The 19,681-nt window shown below is 63.1% G+C and carries 18 protein-coding genes and 1 riboswitch; of the genes, 13 read left to right on the top strand and 5 right to left on the bottom strand.

Annotated features, from left to right (window positions below):
- The first annotated feature begins 5 nt into the window (after window positions 1-5).
- From T5B8_RS04380 to T5B8_RS04345, 8 genes are all read left to right on the top strand, one after another.
- Entirely contained in the window at window positions 6-323 is a 318-nt protein-coding gene (locus tag T5B8_RS04380; protein WP_353176580.1) for a DUF6384 family protein, read from the top strand.
- A 4-nt stretch (window positions 324-327) separates the two neighbouring features.
- Window positions 328-1,389: a coiled-coil domain-containing protein gene (locus T5B8_RS04375; protein ID WP_353176578.1), complete on the top strand. Its 1,062-nt coding sequence runs from the start codon at window positions 328-330 to the stop codon at window positions 1,387-1,389.
- A gap of 66 nt (window positions 1,390-1,455) precedes the next feature.
- Window positions 1,456-2,286 (top strand): HAD family hydrolase, encoded by an 831-nt coding sequence (locus T5B8_RS04370; protein WP_353176576.1) that lies wholly within the window; start codon window positions 1,456-1,458, stop codon window positions 2,284-2,286.
- Window positions 2,287-2,464: 178 nt separating this feature from the next.
- Window positions 2,465-2,591, top strand: a riboswitch (guanidine-I (ykkC/yxkD leader).
- Window positions 2,592-2,651: 60 nt separating this feature from the next.
- A complete protein-coding gene (locus T5B8_RS04365) occupies window positions 2,652-3,701 on the top strand; it encodes a putative urea ABC transporter substrate-binding protein (RefSeq protein ID WP_353176574.1) in 1,050 nt (349 codons plus the stop codon).
- 69 nt (window positions 3,702-3,770) lie between these two features.
- Entirely contained in the window at window positions 3,771-4,595 is an 825-nt protein-coding gene (locus T5B8_RS04360) for an ABC transporter permease (RefSeq protein ID WP_353176572.1), read from the top strand.
- Window positions 4,595-5,368, top strand: a complete 774-nt coding sequence (locus tag T5B8_RS04355) for an ABC transporter ATP-binding protein (protein WP_353176570.1) — start codon at window positions 4,595-4,597, stop codon at window positions 5,366-5,368. The genes T5B8_RS04360 and T5B8_RS04355 overlap by 1 nt, the downstream gene beginning before the upstream one ends.
- The gene (locus T5B8_RS04350; RefSeq protein WP_353176568.1) at window positions 5,365-6,087 is read left to right on the top strand and encodes an urea amidolyase associated protein UAAP1; all 723 of its coding nucleotides are present in this window, start codon (window positions 5,365-5,367) and stop codon (window positions 6,085-6,087) included. Before T5B8_RS04355 ends, T5B8_RS04350 begins: the two co-directional genes overlap by 4 nt.
- Window positions 6,088-6,310: 223 nt before the next feature.
- Window positions 6,311-6,949, top strand: coding sequence for an urea amidolyase associated protein UAAP2 (locus tag T5B8_RS04345; protein ID WP_353176566.1), 639 nt, complete (start codon window positions 6,311-6,313; stop codon window positions 6,947-6,949).
- 89 nt (window positions 6,950-7,038) lie between these two features.
- On the opposite strand, the gene T5B8_RS04340 is transcribed toward T5B8_RS04345, so the two are convergent.
- The gene (locus T5B8_RS04340; RefSeq protein ID WP_353176564.1) at window positions 7,039-7,218 is read right to left on the bottom strand and encodes a hypothetical protein; all 180 of its coding nucleotides are present in this window, start codon (window positions 7,216-7,218) and stop codon (window positions 7,039-7,041) included.
- Window positions 7,219-7,279: 61 nt separating this feature from the next.
- On the opposite strand from T5B8_RS04340, the gene uca reads away from it, so the two are divergent.
- From uca to T5B8_RS04325, 3 genes are all read left to right on the top strand, one after another.
- Window positions 7,280-10,888 carry an urea carboxylase gene (uca, locus tag T5B8_RS04335; protein ID WP_353176562.1) on the top strand — a complete coding sequence of 1,203 codons (3,609 nt, stop codon included), beginning with the start codon at window positions 7,280-7,282 and terminating at the stop codon, window positions 10,886-10,888.
- Window positions 10,889-11,157: 269 nt separating this feature from the next.
- Window positions 11,158-12,213 carry an isopenicillin N synthase family dioxygenase gene (locus T5B8_RS04330; protein WP_353176560.1) on the top strand — a complete coding sequence of 352 codons (1,056 nt, stop codon included), beginning with the start codon at window positions 11,158-11,160 and terminating at the stop codon, window positions 12,211-12,213.
- A complete protein-coding gene (locus tag T5B8_RS04325) occupies window positions 12,210-12,875 on the top strand; it encodes a hypothetical protein (RefSeq protein WP_353176558.1) in 666 nt (221 codons plus the stop codon). The genes T5B8_RS04330 and T5B8_RS04325 overlap by 4 nt, the downstream gene beginning before the upstream one ends.
- A gap of 50 nt (window positions 12,876-12,925) precedes the next feature.
- On the opposite strand, the gene T5B8_RS04320 is transcribed toward T5B8_RS04325, so the two are convergent.
- The 3 genes from T5B8_RS04320 to T5B8_RS04310 all read right to left on the bottom strand — a co-directional run bounded on the left by T5B8_RS04320 (window position 12,926) and on the right by T5B8_RS04310 (window position 16,703).
- The gene (locus tag T5B8_RS04320) at window positions 12,926-13,822 is read right to left on the bottom strand and encodes a glycine betaine ABC transporter substrate-binding protein (protein WP_353176556.1); all 897 of its coding nucleotides are present in this window, start codon (window positions 13,820-13,822) and stop codon (window positions 12,926-12,928) included.
- 125 nt (window positions 13,823-13,947) lie between these two features.
- Window positions 13,948-15,333, bottom strand: a complete 1,386-nt coding sequence (gene hemN, locus T5B8_RS04315) for an oxygen-independent coproporphyrinogen III oxidase (RefSeq protein WP_353176554.1) — start codon at window positions 15,331-15,333, stop codon at window positions 13,948-13,950.
- Window positions 15,334-15,443: 110 nt separating this feature from the next.
- Window positions 15,444-16,703, bottom strand: a complete 1,260-nt coding sequence (locus T5B8_RS04310) for a diguanylate cyclase (protein WP_353176552.1) — start codon at window positions 16,701-16,703, stop codon at window positions 15,444-15,446.
- Window positions 16,704-16,914: 211 nt separating this feature from the next.
- Between T5B8_RS04310 and T5B8_RS04305 the strand changes: the two genes are divergently transcribed.
- Window positions 16,915-17,670 carry a DUF3750 domain-containing protein gene (locus tag T5B8_RS04305; RefSeq protein ID WP_353176551.1) on the top strand — a complete coding sequence of 252 codons (756 nt, stop codon included), beginning with the start codon at window positions 16,915-16,917 and terminating at the stop codon, window positions 17,668-17,670.
- Window positions 17,671-17,738: 68 nt separating this feature from the next.
- Here T5B8_RS04305 and T5B8_RS04300 read toward each other — a convergent pair whose 3' ends face one another.
- Complete coding sequence (locus tag T5B8_RS04300; RefSeq protein ID WP_353176549.1) at window positions 17,739-18,350, bottom strand: TetR/AcrR family transcriptional regulator; 612 nt, start codon at window positions 18,348-18,350, stop codon at window positions 17,739-17,741.
- A gap of 74 nt (window positions 18,351-18,424) precedes the next feature.
- Between T5B8_RS04300 and T5B8_RS04295 the strand changes: the two genes are divergently transcribed.
- Window positions 18,425-19,663: an oxygenase MpaB family protein gene (locus T5B8_RS04295; protein WP_353176547.1), complete on the top strand. Its 1,239-nt coding sequence runs from the start codon at window positions 18,425-18,427 to the stop codon at window positions 19,661-19,663.
- The last annotated feature ends 18 nt before the right edge of the window (window positions 19,664-19,681 follow it).

Genomic DNA, 19,681 nt, shown 5'->3' with positions numbered 1-19,681 from the left:
CGATCATGCGCACGCGTGATCCAGCCGGCCTGGAAGACAGCCTGGTGGTCATGGATATTGCCGATCGCATGCGCCGGCGCGCGGATACGCTCGACCAGGCCAGCGATTACGCTGCCCGCCGCCAGGCCCTGCACCAGCGTTTGTCCCGGCTCTACGCGGCCCAGGGTATCGAGATCGATAGCGAAACTCTCGATCGCGCGATCGAGCAGCATCTGTCGCGCCGGCTCACCCATCGCCCGGCACGCGGACCGGCTGCGGCACTGGCACGTGCCTATGTACGCCTGATCGGCTCGGCCGGGGATGCCGCCGAAAGCGAGCGCTGACGCCGTGGCCGAATCCAGCGCCCATGAGGCACGCATTGCCGACCTGCGTACCCGCCTGGCCGCCAACGAGGCCCGCCAGGACGAACTCTGGCAGCACTTCGCCGAACTGCGCGCGCGTAGTCTCGCCGCCGGCGAAATCCGTGGCGATCTCACCCGTAGCGACCGCCGCATGCAGGAACTCGCCGAACAGCGGCGCGTCTTCGGCGAGGATATCGAACGCGCCGTACAGGAATTCGACAGCCGACAGGCGACGCGCGCGCAACGCCTGGCCACGGCGCGTACCCAGGCGGCCGAGGCCGAAGCGGCCTATGCAGATCTGCGCGCCCAACTCGAGGACGAACTCCAGGCCAACCCCGATTACCGTGATGCAGCGGCCCGCTACGAGTATACCCGCCAGACGCTGGAAGCGCTCACCACCCGTCTGACCGATGCCCGCGCCGAGTGCGAGGCGAAACGTCCCGCCTACGAAAACGATATTCTGTTCATGCACCTGCTCAAACGCGGCTATGCCCGCCACGACTATGCCCACCGGGGCTGGGCGCGGCGCATCGACGACTGGATTGCCGAACTCGTCGATTTCGATACTGCCTATGCCGATTACAGCCTGCTCGTCGACATGCCGGCCTGGCTGACGGAAAACATCGAACGGCTCGAAACACGCCTGCAGGATCATGAACGCGCCCTCGCCCATTACTGGCAACAGCTCGCGCGGGCGGGCGAACTCAAGCAACGCCGCGACACGGCCCGCCAGGCCCATGAGCAAGCCGAGCGCCTGGCCGAAAGCATCGCCCGCGAGGCGGCCCAGGACCAGGCACTGATCGCGGCCCGCCCGGCATTCGACGCACACGACGACCAATACGCCCGCGACATGCGCCAGCTCTACCGGCGCAGCTTCGCGAATCAGCCGCTGGCCGCGCTACGCACGCTCGCCGCCCAGACCGCCACCGAGCTCGATGCCCGCGCGATCGACGATCTCGCCCGCCTGCAAGCCGAGCACGAAGATCTCAGCCAGCGCCTGGCATCGCTCGTGCCCGACGAGGCCGACAACGAAGCCGGCGACGATTGACGCGGTGTTCAGGCCGGCTCGGGCACAATGGCGGCCCGGCCCGCACATTTTGGACACGACAGCTTCATGAGCATTCTGCAAATGCCCCACGGCGAACCCTGCGTGATACTCATCGACTGGCACGCCACGCTTGTCGATACCCACGACGCCATGTATCACGCCGTCGACGATGTGCTACCGCATCTGGAGGACCTGGGCCTGCTCGAACATCTGCTGGCGCCCGATCAGTCCAAGACGATCGAGGACGCCAAACTGGTGAAATACGTACGTGACAACCGCGCGCTGCATCCGCGCATCGTCGCCGAGCGCAAGATCTCGCGTACCGATATCTTCGAAGTGCTGTTCGGCGACAATCCCGATGCCAAGCAGCGTGCCCATGCCGCCTTCGATACTTCCTATCGCAAGTATGTGGGCGAGGTCACGCCGCTGGAGCCCGATACCCGCGCCAATCTGCAGGCGCTGCGCGATCTGGATATCACCCTGGGGCTGATCTCCAACCGCAACCGCGAATTCATGAACCACGAACTGGCCATCGTGGATAACACCGGCTGGCAGGATCTGTTCGATGCCATGACCTGTGGCAACGACGTGCCCCACCGTAAACCACACCCCGATCTGTTGCTCACGGCACTCGATCAACTCGGGCGCACTGCCAGCGAACATGTCTGGTATGTCGGCGACTCGACGACCGACGTGATCGCCGCCAAGCGCGCCGGGGTGGCGGCCGTGTTCTACAACGGAGCGGGCTGGGATGCCGCCTGGATCGACAAGATCTTTCCGGGCACGGTACGGCATCCGCACCGGCCCGATGCTGTCGTCGACAACCTCGGCGAACTGGTCGATCTGGCCCGCCATATGCGGGCCCAGCATCTGCGGGTGGAACGTGCGCGCGAATAATGCGCGCTCGCTGTGCCCCGTTTTGGTGCAAACGCCGCGACCAACCGGTTCGAACCAGCGCGGGCTTGCAGGAAGGTAATCCAAGCCACTGATTGTGCAAGCCTGGCAAGGTTCCTGCATTGAACCCGGCAACGAGTTAATCGGGTATCGGCAGCTTCGTCTGCCCCACAATCAGTTTCCAATGGATGGCTAGGGTTCCGGCCGACGCGACACACAAGCGGCGGTGACTGGTCCGAGAGCCATCGACCTGAAAACGATCGCCAGATCGTGGCCAGGTTACACGGCGGGATAAAAGCCCGGGAGGTCACCATGCAGCGCAGCTGCGCCGGTACCCCCTGTGTCATTCGCCGAAGTTGGAGACCGCCATGCCCCGCACTTCCCGCCTATTCGCACTTCTTGCCGTGCTCGCCGTATCGCTGGTGCCGTTGGGCGCGGCACAGGCGAAGGATAATTTCCGTGTCTGCTGGTCGATCTACGCCGGCTGGATGCCCTGGAGCTATGCCGAAAGCGCCGGGATCATGAAAAAATGGGCCGATAAATACGATATCTCGGTCGATCTGGTCCAGATCAACGATTACATCGAGTCGGTCAACCAGTACACCTCCGGCAATATGGATGGCTGCGCGATCACCAATATGGATACGCTCACCATTCCGGCGGCCTCCGGTGTGGACTCCACCGCGTTGATCGTCAACGACTATTCCGACGGCAACGACGGCATCATCCTGAAAAACGCCGATTCGCTGGCCGATATCAAGGGCCGCCAGGTGAATCTGGTGCAGTTCAGCGTGTCGCACTACTTCCTGGCCCGCGCACTCGAATCGGTCGGCCTGTCCGAACGCGACATCAAGACGGTCAACACCTCCGATGCCGACATGGTGGGCATCTATGCCAACGACGATGTCGACGCGGTGGTGACCTGGAACCCGCAGTTGCAGGCCATCGATGCCATGCCCAACAGCAATCTGGTCTATACCTCGCACGAGATTCCGCGCGAAATCCTCGACATGCTGGTGGTGAACACCCAGACGCTCAAGGACAACCCGGACTTCGGCAAGGCCATGGTCGGCGCCTGGTATGAAGTCATGCAGCATATCGCCGAGGGCGACGAAGACGCGCTCGCGGCAATGGCCGAGGCCGCCGGCACCGATGTCGCCGGCTACAAGCAACAGCTCGAAGCCACCCATCTGTATACCGACCCAGCCGAAGCCGCCAAGCTGATGAATAGCCAGGAATTGCTGGACACGATGCAGCGCATCGCCGAATTCAGCTTCAAGCACGGCCTGCTCGGCCCGGCCGCGCCGGGTCCGGATTTCGTCGGCATCGAATCGCCGGCGGGCGTCTATGGCAACGCGTCGAACGTGATGATGCGTTTCGATCCGAGCTTCACCGAAGACTACGCCGAGTCGCAGTAACGACATCGCCCGGACCGCGCCCGTGACCACGGGCGCGGCCGATCGGCCCGTACCGCAAGGACCGTATTCATGAAGCGCTTGATCAATCTCAAGCCGGCCCGGCCTGCGCGCGTCGCACTGGCGCTGCTGCCGTTTTTGCTGATCGCCTTCGTCTATCTGAGCGCATCCAGCGCCCGGCTGGCCGAAAACCCCAACGACCGCCTGCTGCCGTCGCCGACCAAGATGGCCGATACCATGCACGGGCTGGCCACCGAGGCGAACGTGCGTACCGGCAGCATTCCGCTGTGGGCGGATACCGCCGCGAGTCTCAAACGGCTGGGTATCGGCGTGGGTATCAGCGCATTCGCGGCGCTGGTATTCGGCCTGTTCAGTGGCGGGCTGCCGTTGTTTCGGGCGCCCTTCTCGCCGTTGATTACGGTGGTGTCGCTAATCCCGCCGCTGGCCGTACTGCCGATTCTGTTCATCGTCTTCGGCACCGGTGAACTGGCCAAGATCGTGCTGATCATCGTCGGCATTACCCCGTTTCTGATTCGAGATCTCACCGGCGAGGCGCTACGCCTGCCCGAAGAGCAACGCATCAAGGCCCAGACGCTGGGCGCCAATTCCTGGCAGGTGATGCTGCGCGTGCTGCTGCCCCAGCTCACGCCCCGGCTGATCTCGGCCACGCGGCTGGCGCTGGGCAGCGCCTGGCTGTTTCTGATCGCGGCCGAAGCCATCGCGGCCCAGGACGGGCTGGGCTATCGCATCTTTCTGGTGCGGCGTTATCTGTCGATGGACGTGATCCTGCCCTATGTGGCCTGGATCACACTGCTGGCATTCGTCATCGACCAGGCGCTGCTGTGGATCTCGCGTCTGTCGTTTCCCTGGTACCACGTCGACGAGGGTAAATCCTGATGAGTCTCGTAGAAGCCAAAGGGCTGGAAAAACACTACGGCGACGATGTGGTGCTCGAACGGCTCAACTTCGCCGTGGAGCCGGGCGAGTTCGTGACCATTGTCGGCGCTTCCGGCTGCGGCAAGACCACCTTCCTGAAGATGATGCTCGGTACCGAGTCGATCACCAAGGGGCAGCTGCTGGTCGACGACAAGCCGATCCCCGGCGAGCCGGGCCCCGACCGTGGCGTGGTATTCCAGCGTTACTCGGTGTTTCCGCATCTGACCGTGCTCGGCAACACCATCATCGCCGAAGAACTCTCGCGCTCGCGGGTGTTCGGCAAGCTGTTCGGCCCCGGCCGGCGCAAGGCCCGCGAGGCCGCACTCGAACGCCTGACACAGGTGGGCCTGCAGCACGCGCTGGACAAGTATCCGCACGAACTTTCCGGCGGCATGCAGCAACGCCTGGCAATCGCCCAAGCCTTGATGATGCGCCCGCGCATTCTCTTGCTCGACGAGCCGTTCGGCGCGCTCGACCCGGGTATCCGTCAGGACATGCACGAGCTGGTCGGCAAGCTCTGGCGCGAACAGCAGCTCACCATCTTCATGATCACCCACGACATCGAAGAAGCCTTCGCGCTGGGTACGCGCGTGTGGGTTTTCGACAAGTGGCGTGACGACCCGCAGGCGCCCCAGGCCTATGGCGCCACCATCACCTACGACCTGGACGTGGAACGCAACCGCGAGGACGCGCCTTCCCAGGCAAAGCAAATCGAGGAGGACATGCACGCATGAGCGACTACGCCTATACCACCCATCTACCCGGCGGCCAACACTGGTCGCTACGACTGCGTCGTGGCACCACCATGACGCTCACCGCGAGCGAGCCCGATACCAATGTCGGCATGCTCATGTACAACCCGGAAAATCTGCTCGAACGACTGAACCTGCCCGACACGCTCAAGTGTCAGCACAGCTTCAAGCTTGCCCGCGGCAATTGCCTGTATTCGGACATGGGCCGCATCTTCGCTTCGATTATCGAAGACGATCTGGGCTGGCACGACGCCGTGGGCGGCAACCTGCACGAACGCCACCTCATCGAAAAGGGCTGGCAGCCGGTGAGCTTTCAGGCCGCGCTCAACGACCGTACCCAGACCGGCCACGACAGTTTCCTGATCGAGCTGGCCAAATACGGCCTGGGCAAGCGCGATCTGGCCGCCAATCTGAATCTTTTTTCGAAGGTCGCCGCCGACGACGAAGGCAACCTGTCGTTCGTCTCCGGCCACTGCAAGGCCGGCGACTCGGTCACGCTGCGTTTCGAAATGGACACGCTGGTCGCCCTGCATACCTGCCCACACCCGCTCGACCCGGCCGCCGAATACCCCAAACGCGGCGTCGATATCGCGCTGGCCGAAGCCGCGCCCGTGGCTAACGACGACGTTTGCCTGAACCACTGCGCCGAAAACGCACGCGGGTTCCAAAACAACCGTTTGTATTACTTAGGCGCTGCCTGAAGCAAAGGCTTTGATCCGCAGATTGCGCAGATTCAAGGCAGGAAATATCCGTGTATGACGCTCTGTCGATTACGAAGAAGAATATTTGTCCGCAAATAAACGCGAATACACGCGAATGTAAAACCACAGGTTGATCTCGCCCTGTTTTTTTAACTCTGCGTAATCACCGAAATCTGTGGATACGTCTTAAAGAACAAAGACGAAAAGTTTCAAAGGAGCACTCATGACCATCGCAAGCCAGCAACGTGAAGAAAACGCGTGCTTCCGGCATTTCATTGATGCCGGCGACCATTACATCGGGACGGTCAAGGCCGGCCAGACGATTCGTATCGTCGACGTCGAAGGCAACGAAGCTGCCGATACGCTGTTCTTCAACGCCAACGACCCATCCGAGCGCTATAGCGCTGTGGATACCGTACGCGAACAGGGCAAGGTCTATCTGAGCACGGGCAGCGAGCTCAGATCGAATCTGAACAACGTCATGCTCACCATTACCGCGGACACCTGCGGCCGCCACGACACCCTCGGCGGCGCCTGTGCCAGCGAATCCAACACCGTGCGCTACGACCTGGAAAAGCGGCATATGCATTCCTGCCGCGACAACTGGATGCTGGCGATCGCCAATCATCCCGAATACGGCATCACCAAGCGCGACATCGCCCACAACATCAACTTTTTCATGAACGTACCGGTCACCGCCAACGGCGAGCTGTACTTCGACGACGGCATCTCCGGGCCGGGCAAGTACGTGGAAATGGTCGCGGAAATGGACGTGGTCGTCCTCATCTCCAACTGCCCCCAGCTCAACAACCCCTGCAGCGGCTTCAACCCCACGCCGTTGGAAGTGCTGATCTGGGATTGATGCCTGGTTCCAAGATTTTCGTCCGCGAATGAACGCGAATTAAACGCAAATGCAAGAGTTTGAAGGATGAACTAGCGAGTTATACGCACTTAGAGACTTCGTTCTTTGCGAACCATCCACAGATTACGCAGATTACGCAGATTACGCAGATTTCTAATAAGAATATTTTCTTTCTGTTCTTCAATCTGTGCCATCTGTGAAATCTGTGAATAAATGTCTTCTCTTGTTCGCTCATTCGCGTTCATTTGCGGATAACCGTCTTCGGCCACGGGACGACTCGTGCGCCTTGAGAAACATGCGGGACGACCCGCGCCTGAGCGAAATCGAGCCATGTTCAAGAAAGTTCTGATCGCCAACCGGGGCGCCATCGCCCGTCGTATTCAGCGTAGCCTCAAGGCGCTGGGCGTGGCATCCGTCGCGGTCTATGCCGAGGCCGACCGCGATGCGCTGTTCGTACAGGAAGCCGACGAAGCCTATTCGCTGGGCAGCGGCGGCGCGAGCGACACCTATCTCGACCGCGACCGTCTGCTGGCGATCGCGGCCGAAACCGGCGCCGAGGCGATCCATCCCGGCTATGGCTTTCTTTCGGAAAACGAAGACTTCATTGCGGCCTGCGAAAAGGCCGGGGTTGTCTTTCTCGGCCCCACCGCGCAGCAGGTGCATGCCTTTGGCCTGAAGCACGAGGCCCGCAAGCTCGCCGAAGACGCGAACGTACCGCTGGTGCCCGGCTCGGCGCTTCTCGACGACGTCGAAGAAGCCAAAGCTGAGGCCGACCGGATCGGCTATCCGGTGATGCTCAAGTCCACCGCGGGCGGTGGCGGCATCGGCATGCAGGTCTGCGAAACCGAGGCCGAACTCGCCCGTGCCTTCGATTCTGTGCGCGGACTGGGCGAGCGCAACTTCGGCGATGCCGGCGTGTTCGTGGAAGCCTATATCGCACGTGCCCGGCATCTGGAAGTTCAGATCTTCGGCGACGGCCAAGGCCGCGTGGCCGCCATTGGCGAGCGCGATTGTTCCACCCAGCGCCGCAACCAGAAAGTGCTGGAAGAATGCCCGGCGCCGGCGCTGCCCGAAGCCGTGCGCCAATCCCTGCTCGATACCGCCGTACGCCTGGGCGAAGCCGTGAACTACCGCAGTGCGGGCACGGTGGAATTCATCTACGACGCGAAGCGCGAGGATTTCTTCTTCCTGGAAATGAACACGCGCCTGCAAGTCGAGCACGGCGTAACCGAAGAAGTCTACGGCGTGGATATCGTCGACTGGATGGTGCGTCTGGGCGCGGGCGAGCTGGGCGATTTCGACGCCCTCACCGCCGATCTCAGCCCGCGCGGCCATGCCATCCAGGCACGCCTGTATGCCGAAGACCCCCACCAGGATTTTCGCCCCAGTGCCGGTCTGCTGACCCAGGTCGAATTCCCCAGTGGTGATGATCTGCGTATCGATCATTCCATCGAGGCCGGGCTCGAAATTTCGCCGTTGTTCGACCCGATGCTGGCCAAGGTGATCGTGCATGCGCCCGATCGCGATACGGCGCGCGCCCGCCTGGCCGAAACGCTGGAACAAAGCGCGGTCTACGGCATAGAAACCAACCGTACATGGCTGGCCCACGTACTGCGCGATGACCGCTTTGCCCAGGCCGATATCCATACCCGCTGGCTGGCCGATCTGGCCTGGGCACCGCCCACCATCGAGGTGCTCGATGCCGGCACCATGACCACCATTCAGGATGTGCCCGGGCGTCTCGGCCACTGGGACGTGGGCGTGCCGCCGTCCGGGCCCTTCGACGACTGGTCGTTCAAGCTCGGCAACCGGCTGCTGGACAACGCGCCCGACGCCGCAGGACTCGAGATCACGCTTACCGGTCCGCAGCTGCGTTTCAATCGCGCCACCCAGATCGTGCTCGCCGGCCCGCCGATCGACGCCGCCCTGGATGGCGAGCCGGTCGACAACTGGCAGGTGCTGGATGTCGCCGAAGGCGCCGAACTCAAACTCGGCAAGATCGAGGGCGGCGCGCGCTGCTATCTGCTCATTCGCGGCGGCATCGACTGCCCCGCCTATCTGGGCTCGCGTTCGACCTTCACGCTCGGCCAGTTCGGCGGCCATGCGGGGCGTGCCCTGCGCAGCGGCGACGTGCTGCCGCTGGCCGCGTTAGAGGCGATCGAACCCGCAGCGCTCGCAAAAGAACTACAGCCCGAATACGGCACGCCGAAAGAGACCGGCCGGCACTGGGAGATCGCCGTACTCTACGGCCCGCACGGCGCGCCGGACTTCTTCACCGAGGACGATATCGACACGATATTCGCCACCGATTGGGAAGTGCATTTCAATTCCAATCGCACCGGCGTACGCCTGAAAGGCCCACGGCCGGAATGGGCGCGCGAGGACGGCGGCGAGGCCGGTCTGCATCCGTCCAATATCCACGACAACGCCTATGCCTTCGGCACCATCGATTTCACCGGCGATATGCCGGTGATCCTCGGTCCCGACGGCCCGTCGCTGGGCGGTTTCGTCTGCCCGGCCACCACCGTACGCGCCGAACGCTGGAAGCTCGGCCAGCTCGCCGCCGGCGACAGCGTGCGCTTCGTGCCGGTCACGCTCGCCACTGCAAGGGCGATCGACGAGCGCCAGCAAACCCTGCTGGAAACGCTCGCCGAAACGCCCAAACCGGCCTTCGCCGAGGATCGAAACAGCCCGATTCTACGCGAACTGGATGCAGCAACGGCCGGCGAAAGATTGGTCTATCGCCGGGCTGGCGACGAATTCCTGCTGATCGAATTCGGCGAAATGCAGCTGGATATCGCCCTGCGTTTTCGTGCCCATGCCTGGATGCTCTGGCTGCGCGAGCACCCGCTCGACGGCATGGCCGAACTCACGCCGGGCATTCGCTCATTGCAGATCCACTACGACCCCAACGTGCTTGCCCTCGATACGCTGCTCGCGCATCTGGAAGGCGCCGAATGCGAACTGCGCGACGTGGAGGATCTCACCGTCAAATCGCGGGTCGTGCACCTGCCGCTGTCCTGGGACGACCCGGCCTGTCAGGAAGCCATCGACAAGTATCAGCGCAGCGTACGGCCGGATGCGCCCTGGTGCCCCAGCAACCTGGATTTCATCGAACGCATCAACGGGCTGCAAAGCCATCAGGCTATTCGCGACATCCTGTTCAACGCGCGCTATCTGGTCATGGGCCTGGGCGATGTCTATCTCGGTGCACCGGTGGCCACGCCGCTCGACCCGCGCCAGCGTCTGGTCACCACCAAGTACAACCCGGCGCGTACCTGGACGGCGGAAAACTCGGTCGGTATCGGCGGTGCCTATCTGTGCGTCTACGGCATGGAAGGCCCCGGCGGCTATCAGTTCGTCGGCCGTACGCTGCAGATGTGGAACCGCTACCGCGAAACCCGCCACTTCGAAAACCCGTGGCTGCTGCGCTTTTTCGACCAGCTGCGCTTCTACGAAGTCAGCCATGACGAACTCACCGAGATTCGGCGCGAGTTCATCCATGGGCGTTTCGACCTCAAGACCGAAACGGTTCAGTTTTCGTTGGCCGAGCACGAAGCCGCACTCGAACCCGTACGCGACGAAATCGACGCGTTTCGCCAGCAGCGCGAACAGGCGTTCCAGGAGGAAATGGCGCGCTGGCGGGCCAACGGCCAGTTCACCTTCGAGGATCACACCCCCGAGGTGAGCGAAACCGCACAGCTGGCCGCGAACGAGGCCGGCGTCGACAGCCCTGTCTCCGGCAGCCTCTGGAAGCTGCAGGTCGCCGAGGGCGATACGGTTGAGGACGGCCAGGTCGTAGCCCTGGTCGAATCCATGAAGATGGAGGTCGAGATCGTCGCCCGCCAGGCCGGGGTCGTGGCGCGTCTGCCGATTGCCGAAGGCGGGGCCGTGGCTGCGGGACAGCCGGTGGTGATTGTTGATATGGGCGATGCTTGATCGTTTAAGCCATGTGTCCGCAACTAAACGCCAACAGAACGGGCATAGATAGCGTCGCGGTTTTCATCCGGGAATCGCCGACTCTGATGCGCTGGGCCGTTGCGATTCACGAGTTTGTCGCCCCTTTGGTTTCGCACTGCTGTGCGAAACCCCAATCCGAAGCGTCCCCAAGAGTGGGCGCGACTCACATGCCGCCATACCCGTTTTGGGACGAACCGAAATAGCCAGCCGCTTACGCCTAAAAACGCAAACGTCTCAAGAGGTTTGATATGACCACCCGCCAACCCACCGCCTTCGAATCCGTCCCGGCCATCGATATCGCGCCGTTATTCGGCGACGACACAGCGGCACAGCAAGCCACGGCCGAAGAACTCGGCCGTGCGGCGCGCGATGTGGGCTTTTTCTATGTCGTGAACCACGGCATTTCCGAGGCCCGCCAACAGGCGCTGTTCGATCAGACCCGGCGTTTCTTCGAACTGCCCATCGAACACAAGATGCACTACTACATCGGCAAATCGCACAATCACCGCGGCTATGTCCCGGCCGGCGAGGAAGCGCCGGACCCAACCAAGGCCGATGCCAAGGAAGCCTTCGACCTGTCATTCGAATTGCCAGCCGATCATCCGGACGTACGCGCTGGCACGCCTATGCTGGGGGCCAACGTCTGGCCCGATCTGGCCGGCTTCGCCGACGATGTCTATGCCTATTATCAGGACGTGTTCAACGTCGGCCGGGCATTGATGGGCGGCTTCGAACAGGCGCTCGGACTCGAACAAAACACGCTGCTCGGCCAGGTCACCGAACCGCCGAGCCAGCTGCGTCTGATTCACTATCCCTATGACCCGAACGCCACCGACGCCCAGGGCATCGGCGCGCATACCGACTACGAGTGCTTCACCCTGCTGCGCCCGACCGCACCCGGCCTGGAGGTCATGAACGGTGCCGGTGAATGGATTGACGTGCCCTATCGCGCCGATGCGCTGGTGGTAAACATTGGCGACATGCTCGAAATCTGGACCAACGGTGCGTTTGTCGCCACCTCTCATCGGGTACGCAAGGTCGCCGAAGAACGCTACAGCTTTCCGCTGTTCTTCGCCGCCGACTACCACACCCGGGTCGCGCCGCTGCCGCAACTGCTCAAAGAAGGCGAAACGCCGAATTACGAACCGCTGGCCGCTGGGGATCATCTGTGGGCGCAGACGATCCAGACCTTCAACTATCTCAAGAAACGCCTCGCCGCCGGTGAAATCGAGCTGCCCGAAGGCGCGCGCGGCGCGGGCACGCTCGGCCAGCATGCCCGCCACAAGGAGGACACCGCCTCGTGAGCCTCGTACCGCCGATCTATCACGGCCTGTGGCAACGCACGCTCTATGCCGAACCCGCCCAGGGTGAACCCGAGCATATCGACGACGACACCCAGGTTTTCTGGCTCCAGGCCGGCGACTGGCATGCCGATCTGCGGGTGCCGGCAAACCGGCCCGACTTTGCCGGCATCGATTCGCTCGACGAATGCAGTCGCGATCAACTCCAGTGGCTCGCCGGGCAGACGGCGTTTGCCGGCATCACCCGCGTGCAGGGTCCATTCTGTACGTGGCACCGGCTGGTAGACCTGTCACCCGGTCTGGACAAGGACATTGGCGTGATGCGCTTCATCGACGAAGACACCCTGGAAGAATGCCACCCGAGCGGAATCTATCGTGAAGTGTGGCGACGTATCAGCGTTGGTGAGCGCCCGGAGCCGATCGTCGAACGCGATGCGTCCGGACTGCCCCGATGGCTGCAGTATGGCGATCATGCCATGGCAATCGACGCGGGCTCGACGGTTGAACACGAACCCGATCTGCTCGCTCATCCCTCCGAGCTGAGCACGGCCGCTCTCAAGGCGCGCGTGGCGGTCAATATCCGCTATGTACGGCGTCGCGGCGCGACCTGGCAGGTCCGTCTATCCACCCGGCCCTGGCAGGAAAAACGGCCGCTCGTGGCCTGAACGACCGGCCCGGCATGAAGCGGCTTTCATGGCGGGCCGATCAGCGCGACTTACTGCGTACTCGCCTGGCTTTCGTCTTGGCCCGTCCATTCGGCGATGACATCCGGGTGCTCGTCGATGAACGTCTGTGCGGCCTGTTCGTAGGACGTCTGCTCGGCATTCAACAGCATGGTGTCGATCTGCTCGAGGCTGTAGTGCATGCGTTTGAGCATGGCGTGCACTTCGGGTTCGCTTTCGGCCAGACCCTGACTTGCGATCGCATCGACATGCTCGCGCGCGCCCAGTTCGCCCTTCGGATCATCGAGATAACGCAGGTCGAAGCGTTTCCACATCCAGTGCGGGCTCCAGGCGGTGACCACGATCCATTCCTTGTTGTCGATCGCACGCTTGAGCGCAGCGGTCATGGCCGCGCTGCTGGCGGTGATCAGGCGATAGTCGTCGTCGAGATCGTAGGCGTCGATGGTTTCCTTGGAGACCTGCATCAGGCCTGCGCCCGCCGAAATGCCTTGAATGCGGCCGCCGAGCTTGTCTACGACCTCGGGCTTTTTCATATCATCAATACTGGCCAGCTGGTCCTTCGGCACATAGGCCGGCACGGCCCAGCCCAGGCGCGCGCCATCGAACAACTCGCCGAGGTTATCCACCTGGTCACCCACACGATCCATGTAATCGCCGTGGGTACGCGGCAGCCAGGCGACCAGGAACAGCGAACGTTCGTCGCTGGCCACGCCCAGAAAGGCGGGCCCGACAGCCACGGTCTTGAGCTCGACCGGTACATCGTATTCCGACTCGATCACCGTCTTGGCCACATGGCTCATCACCTGGCCTTCGGCATATTCGTCGACGTAGATACGGATTGGCTCGGGCTGGGCGGCCTGGGCCATACCGGCAGCACAAATGACGACCACGGCAAGGACTGCCGCAGCGAATTGAGACACAGTTTTCATGCGTAGCGCGGACTCGCGATTATCGTGAAGTGACCCCGAGTGTTCGGGATATGGCGACATAGCGCAACAATCGCCGGTAGGCGATGACCACCCACGCCGGCCCGCGGCCCCGACTGGGGCCCGACCTAGATCACGCGCGAAAACCGTGCCGGCGTATTGGCCTGTTTGAGATAGGCATCGAAGACCATCGCGATCGGGCGCAGCAACAGACGGCCCCGATCGAGAATATCGATACCGTCGCCATCGACCTGGATCAGCGCATCGTCGGCCAGCGCCCGTAGCGATTCGAGTTCGCGCGCGAAATAGTCGTTGAACACGATGCCGTGGCGTGCCTCGATCGGCGCGAATTCGAGCCGGTCGTGGCACATCAGGCCCTGAATGACATCACGGCGCAGGCGGTCGTCGTCGGTCAGAACCACGCCACGCTGAACCGGCAGCCGGCCCTCGGCGACCGCCTGCTGGTAATCCGGAATGCTTTTACCGTGCTGGCTGTAACTATCGGCCACGCTGGAGATCGCGCTCATGCCCATACCCACGAGATCACAGCCGCGGTGGGTCGAGTAGCCCTGAAAATTGCGATACAACCGGCCTTCGCGCTGGGCGACGGCGAGCTCGTCGTCGGGCAGCGCGAAATGATCCATGCCGATATACACATACCCGGCCGCGGTCAGGCGTTCGATGGCCAGCGCCATGAGCGCGAGCTTGGTTTCCGCACTCGGCATATCGGCGTCACTGATCTGGCGCTGGGCCGAGAACAGCTGCGGCATATGGGCATAGCTGTAGAGCGCGATACGCTCGGGGCGCCGCAGGATCACTTCGCTGAGCGTGGCGTTGAAGCCCATGACCGACTGGCGCGGCAAGCCGTAGATCAGATCGAAATTCACCGACTGAAAGCCCACCCGGCGCAGCTCGTCGAGCACGCGGGCGACCTGATCCTTGGACTGGATGCGGTTGACCGCCTGCTGCACGTTGATATCGAAATCCTGCACACCGAGGCTGGCCCGGTTGAACCCGAGCGCGGCCATGAGGCCGATGGAATCCGTATCCACCGTGCGCGGGTCGATCTCCATGGTGAATTCGCGCGTGGCTGCCGTGTCCAGATCGAAGTGCGTATTCAGATCGGTCATCAACGCCGTCATCTGGGCGGCGCTGAGATAGGTGGGCGTGCCGCCGCCCCAGGCCATCTGCGACACCGTACGCTGCGAGTCGTAGAGTTCACCCTGCAGAGCGATTTCGCGGCGCAATGCGCTCACGTAGGCTTCGATGACCTGCGGCTGGCGCGTGATCACCCGCGTACAGGCGCAATAGAAACAGGGGCTGGAACAAAACGGCAGGTGCAGGTACAGCGACAAGGGCCCGCCGGCAGCGTTGCTCGCGGCCACACGCTCGCGATAGGCCGCTTCGCCGAATTCCGGCGAGAAATGCGGTGCCGTGGGGTAGGACGTATAGCGCGGGCCGCTACCGCTATAGCGACGCACCAGATCCATATCGAAAGACAGCACTGAACTCATGACGCAGGTCCGCAGCAACTACGCGAGCCGCGCAGGTTAGCGCCGCTGGCGCCGGCATAATTTGATCTCGATCAATTCTGGTGATCGCCTATGCCGTATCCGGCCGGGTTTTATGCCACCTGTACCCGATCGCGGCCGGCGTCCTTGCCTTCGTAGAGCATGGCGTCGGCACGGCGCAGCACCGCGTCGAGATCCTCATCACCCGCTCGCAAGGTCGTCACGGCCAGCGTGGCCGTAATCGAAAAATGCTGGCCATCACTGATGAAATCGCGCTCCGCGATGCCCCGGCGCAGGGTCTGGGCGATTCGCTCGGCCTCGTCGATATCGGTATTGGGCAGAATGAACAGAAATTCCTCGCCGCCGAGGCGGCCGAAGACATCACCCTCGCGCAGCACCTGCCGACAGCGATCTGCGGTGATCACCAGCGCTGCATCGCCGGCCGCGTGGCCATACGTGTCGTTAACCTGCTTGAAGTGATCGAGATCGAGCATGACGAACGACAGCGCGTGGCCGGCCAGGCGCGCGGTCCGAATTTCGCGTTCGGCCGCCCCAGCATAGGCGCGACGATTACTGGCCCCGGTCAACGGATCGGTACGCGCCTGAACACGCAAGCGGCTTTCCAGTGCCTTGCGATACTCGATTTCCTTGCGCGCGTGCTCGAGCGCCACGAACTCGCGACGCCGCGTGGTTTCGAAACGCACCGCGGCCACCCAGCCCGTCGCCGCCGGCACCGTTAACAGTTCGGCCAGGATAACCAGACGCATGGGTGTGGTTTCGCTGATGTTGAGCGCCACGCAGACCATCGTGCCGAGCACGGTATAGCTCACCACGCCGATCGAACACACGACCCGGTTGGGTAAAAGCACGAACAACTCGACGATGACCACCATGCTGATCGCCGCCAGCCAGCGAATATGCTCGTCCGGACTGACGAAATACAGGCCGAAGTACGCGGTCATCGTCAGCAGTGTGACCGGCGTCATCACCACACCCGAGGTGGCCAGCGCCGGCCGGCGTGCTACCAGCGCTGCACAGCCCAGCAATATGAAAAACAGCAGCAGCCGAACCGCCCAGATGGCATAGAGCGTGGCCGACAAACCGAACTGATAATAATCGGTCAGCGCGAAAAGCAGCCACATGACCGCCCAGACCTTGAAAACACGGCCCGCATAGCGGGCGACAGAGCGCTCGACATGGCGTCGATAACGCTGTTCGATATCGCGATCGAGAAATTCGGCCCGCCAGCGCGAAATGCGATAGCGAAGGCGCGGATCGGCCGTGGCGTCGTGGCGGTCGGCGTCAGCCTGCGAACGCTTGCGGGCAGTCGGAGAGCGTGTCTTCTGCGGGCCCGGCGGGCTCGGGCGATTCATGGGGGCAAACACTCGGGGTAATACCCGTTTATCGGCACCACCGATGGGGCGCTTGAGCCACAGGCGAAGCACGCGCGCCCGCCCATCGAACACTACGCTGGCATCGACTGGGCGGGCATGGCATACAGATCACGATGGCTGATTTATCGATACCCCCGCGATACCGGCGTGCGATAGCGCCCGCTGTGCGCATGCCGCCAACGCGCCCACGATGAAACGTGCCCTGCTGATCGGCCTGACGCTGGTCATCCTGCTGGCCAGCGGCCCGGTCGCGATGCTGGGTAGCGATTCGGTGCGGTTGAGCCAGCGCTGGCACGATACCGACCGCAGCTCGGCCGGGCTGGCACCACGCCCGGCAGACGAGCCACGCGCGGTCGTCCAGATCTATGCCGCGCGTACATTCAGCTGGCGCGGACTGTTTGCCGTACATACCTGGGTCGCGACCAAACCCGCCAACGCCACGTACTACACCGTGCACCAGGTCGCCTTCTGGAATGAGCCGCCGCTGGCCTCGCGTACCGGCATTCCCGACCGGCGCTGGGCCGGCGCCACACCGCGGTTATTGCTCGATCTGCGCGGGCCGCCGGCGGCCCGTGCCATCGGTCAGATCGAAGCCGCCGTGGGCCACTATCCCTATCGCGCCTATCGCATCTGGCCCGGGCCCAACAGCAATACCTTTGTCGCCTGGCTGATTCGCAGCGTGCCGGCGTTGCAGGTGGAACTACCCGCCAACGCGATCGGCAAGGACTATCTGGGGCGCGCCCTGCTGGCGCGTGCGCCCAGCGATACCGGCTATCAGCTATCGCTGTTCGGCGTGCTCGGCGTGCTGATTGCCCGCGACGAAGGCATCGAGATCAATCTGTTCGGTCTGGTCTTCGGTATCGATGCGAACGATTGGGGCATCAAATGGCCCGGCGTCGGACGTATTTGCTGGCCACAGTCGCCGTCCGACAATCCCAATCAGTGATGTGCCCATCCGTCTAGAATCGCGCAGCCCCAGCGCCCTGCGTCGCTGCTATGCAGCCCATGCCCGGCTCATTGGCGGCTCCCGAAAGCCGTTTCCACATAGCCGGCCACCATGTCGCTCAGCGTGGCGATCAGCGTTTCACGGTCGAAGCCGGGGTCGTCCAGGCTTAGATAGCGCATGAGCGGAAACAGCGTGGCGTTAACGATCACGAACAGCACCGGCTGCAGGTCATCGATCTGCAAACGCTGGTGGTGGCGCAGCACATAGCGCCGACACACCTCCATCGTGTGGTCTTCCAGTGCTTCGATAACGGTCAGCACGCCTGTGGTCTGCCAGTGGCGCATGAGCGCCAGGTACAACGCGGGCCGGCGATCGACCACCGCCAGCGTGGCCTCCAGCAGCTGTTGAACGGCCGTACGGGTATCCGCAGCCAACACATCGGCGAGCGCCTCGTCGACAGCGTCGAGAATCTCGTTGCTCAAGCGTTCGATCAGCGCAATCACCAGATCGGACTTGTCTTCGAAATACTGGTAGAGCGAGCCGACGCTCACACCGGCCCGCGCGGCGATGTGGTTGGTGGTGGTCGCGTCCAGCCCGCGGGCCACGATTTCCAGCGCGCTCGCTTCGATCAGTTCGTCGACACGGCGCTGGGCGCGTGCCTGACGCGGTTTCTTGCGCATCACAAACACGAGTTGAATATGAGTAATTACTCACATTAGCGTCGATTCGTGATTTCGCCAATGCCGATCAACGCATGCCACACCGCCACGCACCGCCCACCGATATCCCGCGCCGTCACGGCATCGACCGCGAACGCAGCCGCGCCATCGCCGCGCCAATCAGACGCACCATCCAGGGCGATCCCGAACCCACGCCCGAATGCTGGCAGGCGATCGGGCACGCGCTCATGCAAGGCGACACGCGCATGGACGACGTCGTGGCCTGGCTCTATGACGACGCCACGGCACAAAACCGGCGACAAAAGCGCGCGCTGTTTCAGGCCGCGCTGGACAACGGGCTCGACACGCTCGAACAGCCGCCGCCGTGCCTGCGAACGCTGTTCGCCCACGTCGACCACCGCCCGGCCTGGGTCGACGACGCACTGCTCGAACGCGGGGCGCGCGTATCGCAGCGCAGCAGCATGACCGGGCTGCATATCCTGCGCGATGTGGCCCTCATGGGCGGCTATCAGGCATCGGCGATCAACAAAACGCTGGTCGCCACAGGCAGCCTCAAGCGCGGCGCCCAGCGCCGGCTCGCCGAAACCACGGCCTGGTGGCTGGACTGTACCGGCATCGGCGCGCTCGATCGCTTTGGCGTCGGCTTTCGCAATACGTTGCAGGTGCGTTTTATCCATGCGCTGATTCGCCGCAGCGTGCAGCAGAACCCGGCCTGGTCCAACCGCGACTGGGGCCTGCCCGTGAATCAGGCCGACATGGCCAGCACGCAGTTGGGCTTCAGCGTGATCTTTCTGCTCGGCACCCGGGTATTGGGCGTACCCATTTCCAGCGTCGATGGCCATGCGGTCATGCACCTGTGGCGATTCATCGGCTGGCTGATGGGCGTAGACGAGCGCTGGCTGGCAAAAAGCGAACAGGATGGCCGGCGCCTGCTCTATGCCCTGCTGCTCGCTCATGCGCCGCCGGATGAATCCAGCCGTCAGCTTGGTCGCGCGCTGATGAACGAACCGCTCGCCCGACCGTACCCGAACTTCGCGAGGCTACGCGCCCGCTATATCCAGGCCCGTGCAAACAGCCTCACACGCCTGTTCGTCGGCCGCCGCGGCATGCACGACCTCGGCCTGCCCGCGTGGATGCCGCCCTGGTATCCGGTGCTCGCCGCGCCCCGCAATTTCATGTGTCACACGGCAACACGTCTGCTACCCGGCGGGCTGCGCCGAGCGGAACGCGCCGGCCGTCAGGCCCAGCTCGACCAGCTACAGGCGCTGTTTCCAGATCGCACACCGGGGATTCACCGGCCGGTGCTCAGTTAGCGCTTACCGGCGGCTCGA

The sequence above is a fragment of the Salinisphaera sp. T5B8 genome, assembly GCF_040361255.1.
Taxonomy (GTDB): Bacteria; Pseudomonadota; Gammaproteobacteria; order Nevskiales; family Salinisphaeraceae; genus Salinisphaera.
The sequence above is the reverse complement of the archived record's forward strand: the minus strand, read 5'-3'. Positions and strand labels throughout refer to the sequence as shown.

What these genes read in the sequence shown, in the direction of transcription:
- T5B8_RS04350 (WP_353176568.1), top strand. Translation starts at nt 5,365, where the DNA reads ATGAGCGACTACGCCTATACCACCCATCTACCCGGCGGCCAACACTGG.
- T5B8_RS04365 (WP_353176574.1), top strand. Translation starts at nt 2,652, where the DNA reads ATGCCCCGCACTTCCCGCCTATTCGCACTTCTTGCCGTGCTCGCCGTA.
- T5B8_RS04310 (WP_353176552.1), bottom strand. Translation starts at nt 16,703, where the DNA reads ATGAATCGCCCGAGCCCGCCGGGCCCGCAGAAGACACGCTCTCCGACT.
- T5B8_RS04320 (WP_353176556.1), bottom strand. Translation starts at nt 13,822, where the DNA reads ATGAAAACTGTGTCTCAATTCGCTGCGGCAGTCCTTGCCGTGGTCGTC.
- T5B8_RS04360 (WP_353176572.1), top strand. Translation starts at nt 3,771, where the DNA reads ATGAAGCGCTTGATCAATCTCAAGCCGGCCCGGCCTGCGCGCGTCGCA.
- T5B8_RS04330 (WP_353176560.1), top strand. Translation starts at nt 11,158, where the DNA reads ATGACCACCCGCCAACCCACCGCCTTCGAATCCGTCCCGGCCATCGAT.
- T5B8_RS04380 (WP_353176580.1), top strand. Translation starts at nt 6, where the DNA reads ATGCGCACGCGTGATCCAGCCGGCCTGGAAGACAGCCTGGTGGTCATG.
- T5B8_RS04355 (WP_353176570.1), top strand. Translation starts at nt 4,595, where the DNA reads ATGAGTCTCGTAGAAGCCAAAGGGCTGGAAAAACACTACGGCGACGAT.
- hemN (WP_353176554.1), bottom strand. Translation starts at nt 15,333, where the DNA reads ATGAGTTCAGTGCTGTCTTTCGATATGGATCTGGTGCGTCGCTATAGC.
- uca (WP_353176562.1), top strand. Translation starts at nt 7,280, where the DNA reads ATGTTCAAGAAAGTTCTGATCGCCAACCGGGGCGCCATCGCCCGTCGT.
- T5B8_RS04305 (WP_353176551.1), top strand. Translation starts at nt 16,915, where the DNA reads ATGAAACGTGCCCTGCTGATCGGCCTGACGCTGGTCATCCTGCTGGCC.
- T5B8_RS04370 (WP_353176576.1), top strand. Translation starts at nt 1,456, where the DNA reads ATGAGCATTCTGCAAATGCCCCACGGCGAACCCTGCGTGATACTCATC.
- T5B8_RS04295 (WP_353176547.1), top strand. Translation starts at nt 18,425, where the DNA reads ATGCCACACCGCCACGCACCGCCCACCGATATCCCGCGCCGTCACGGC.
- T5B8_RS04345 (WP_353176566.1), top strand. Translation starts at nt 6,311, where the DNA reads ATGACCATCGCAAGCCAGCAACGTGAAGAAAACGCGTGCTTCCGGCAT.
- T5B8_RS04300 (WP_353176549.1), bottom strand. Translation starts at nt 18,350, where the DNA reads ATGCGCAAGAAACCGCGTCAGGCACGCGCCCAGCGCCGTGTCGACGAA.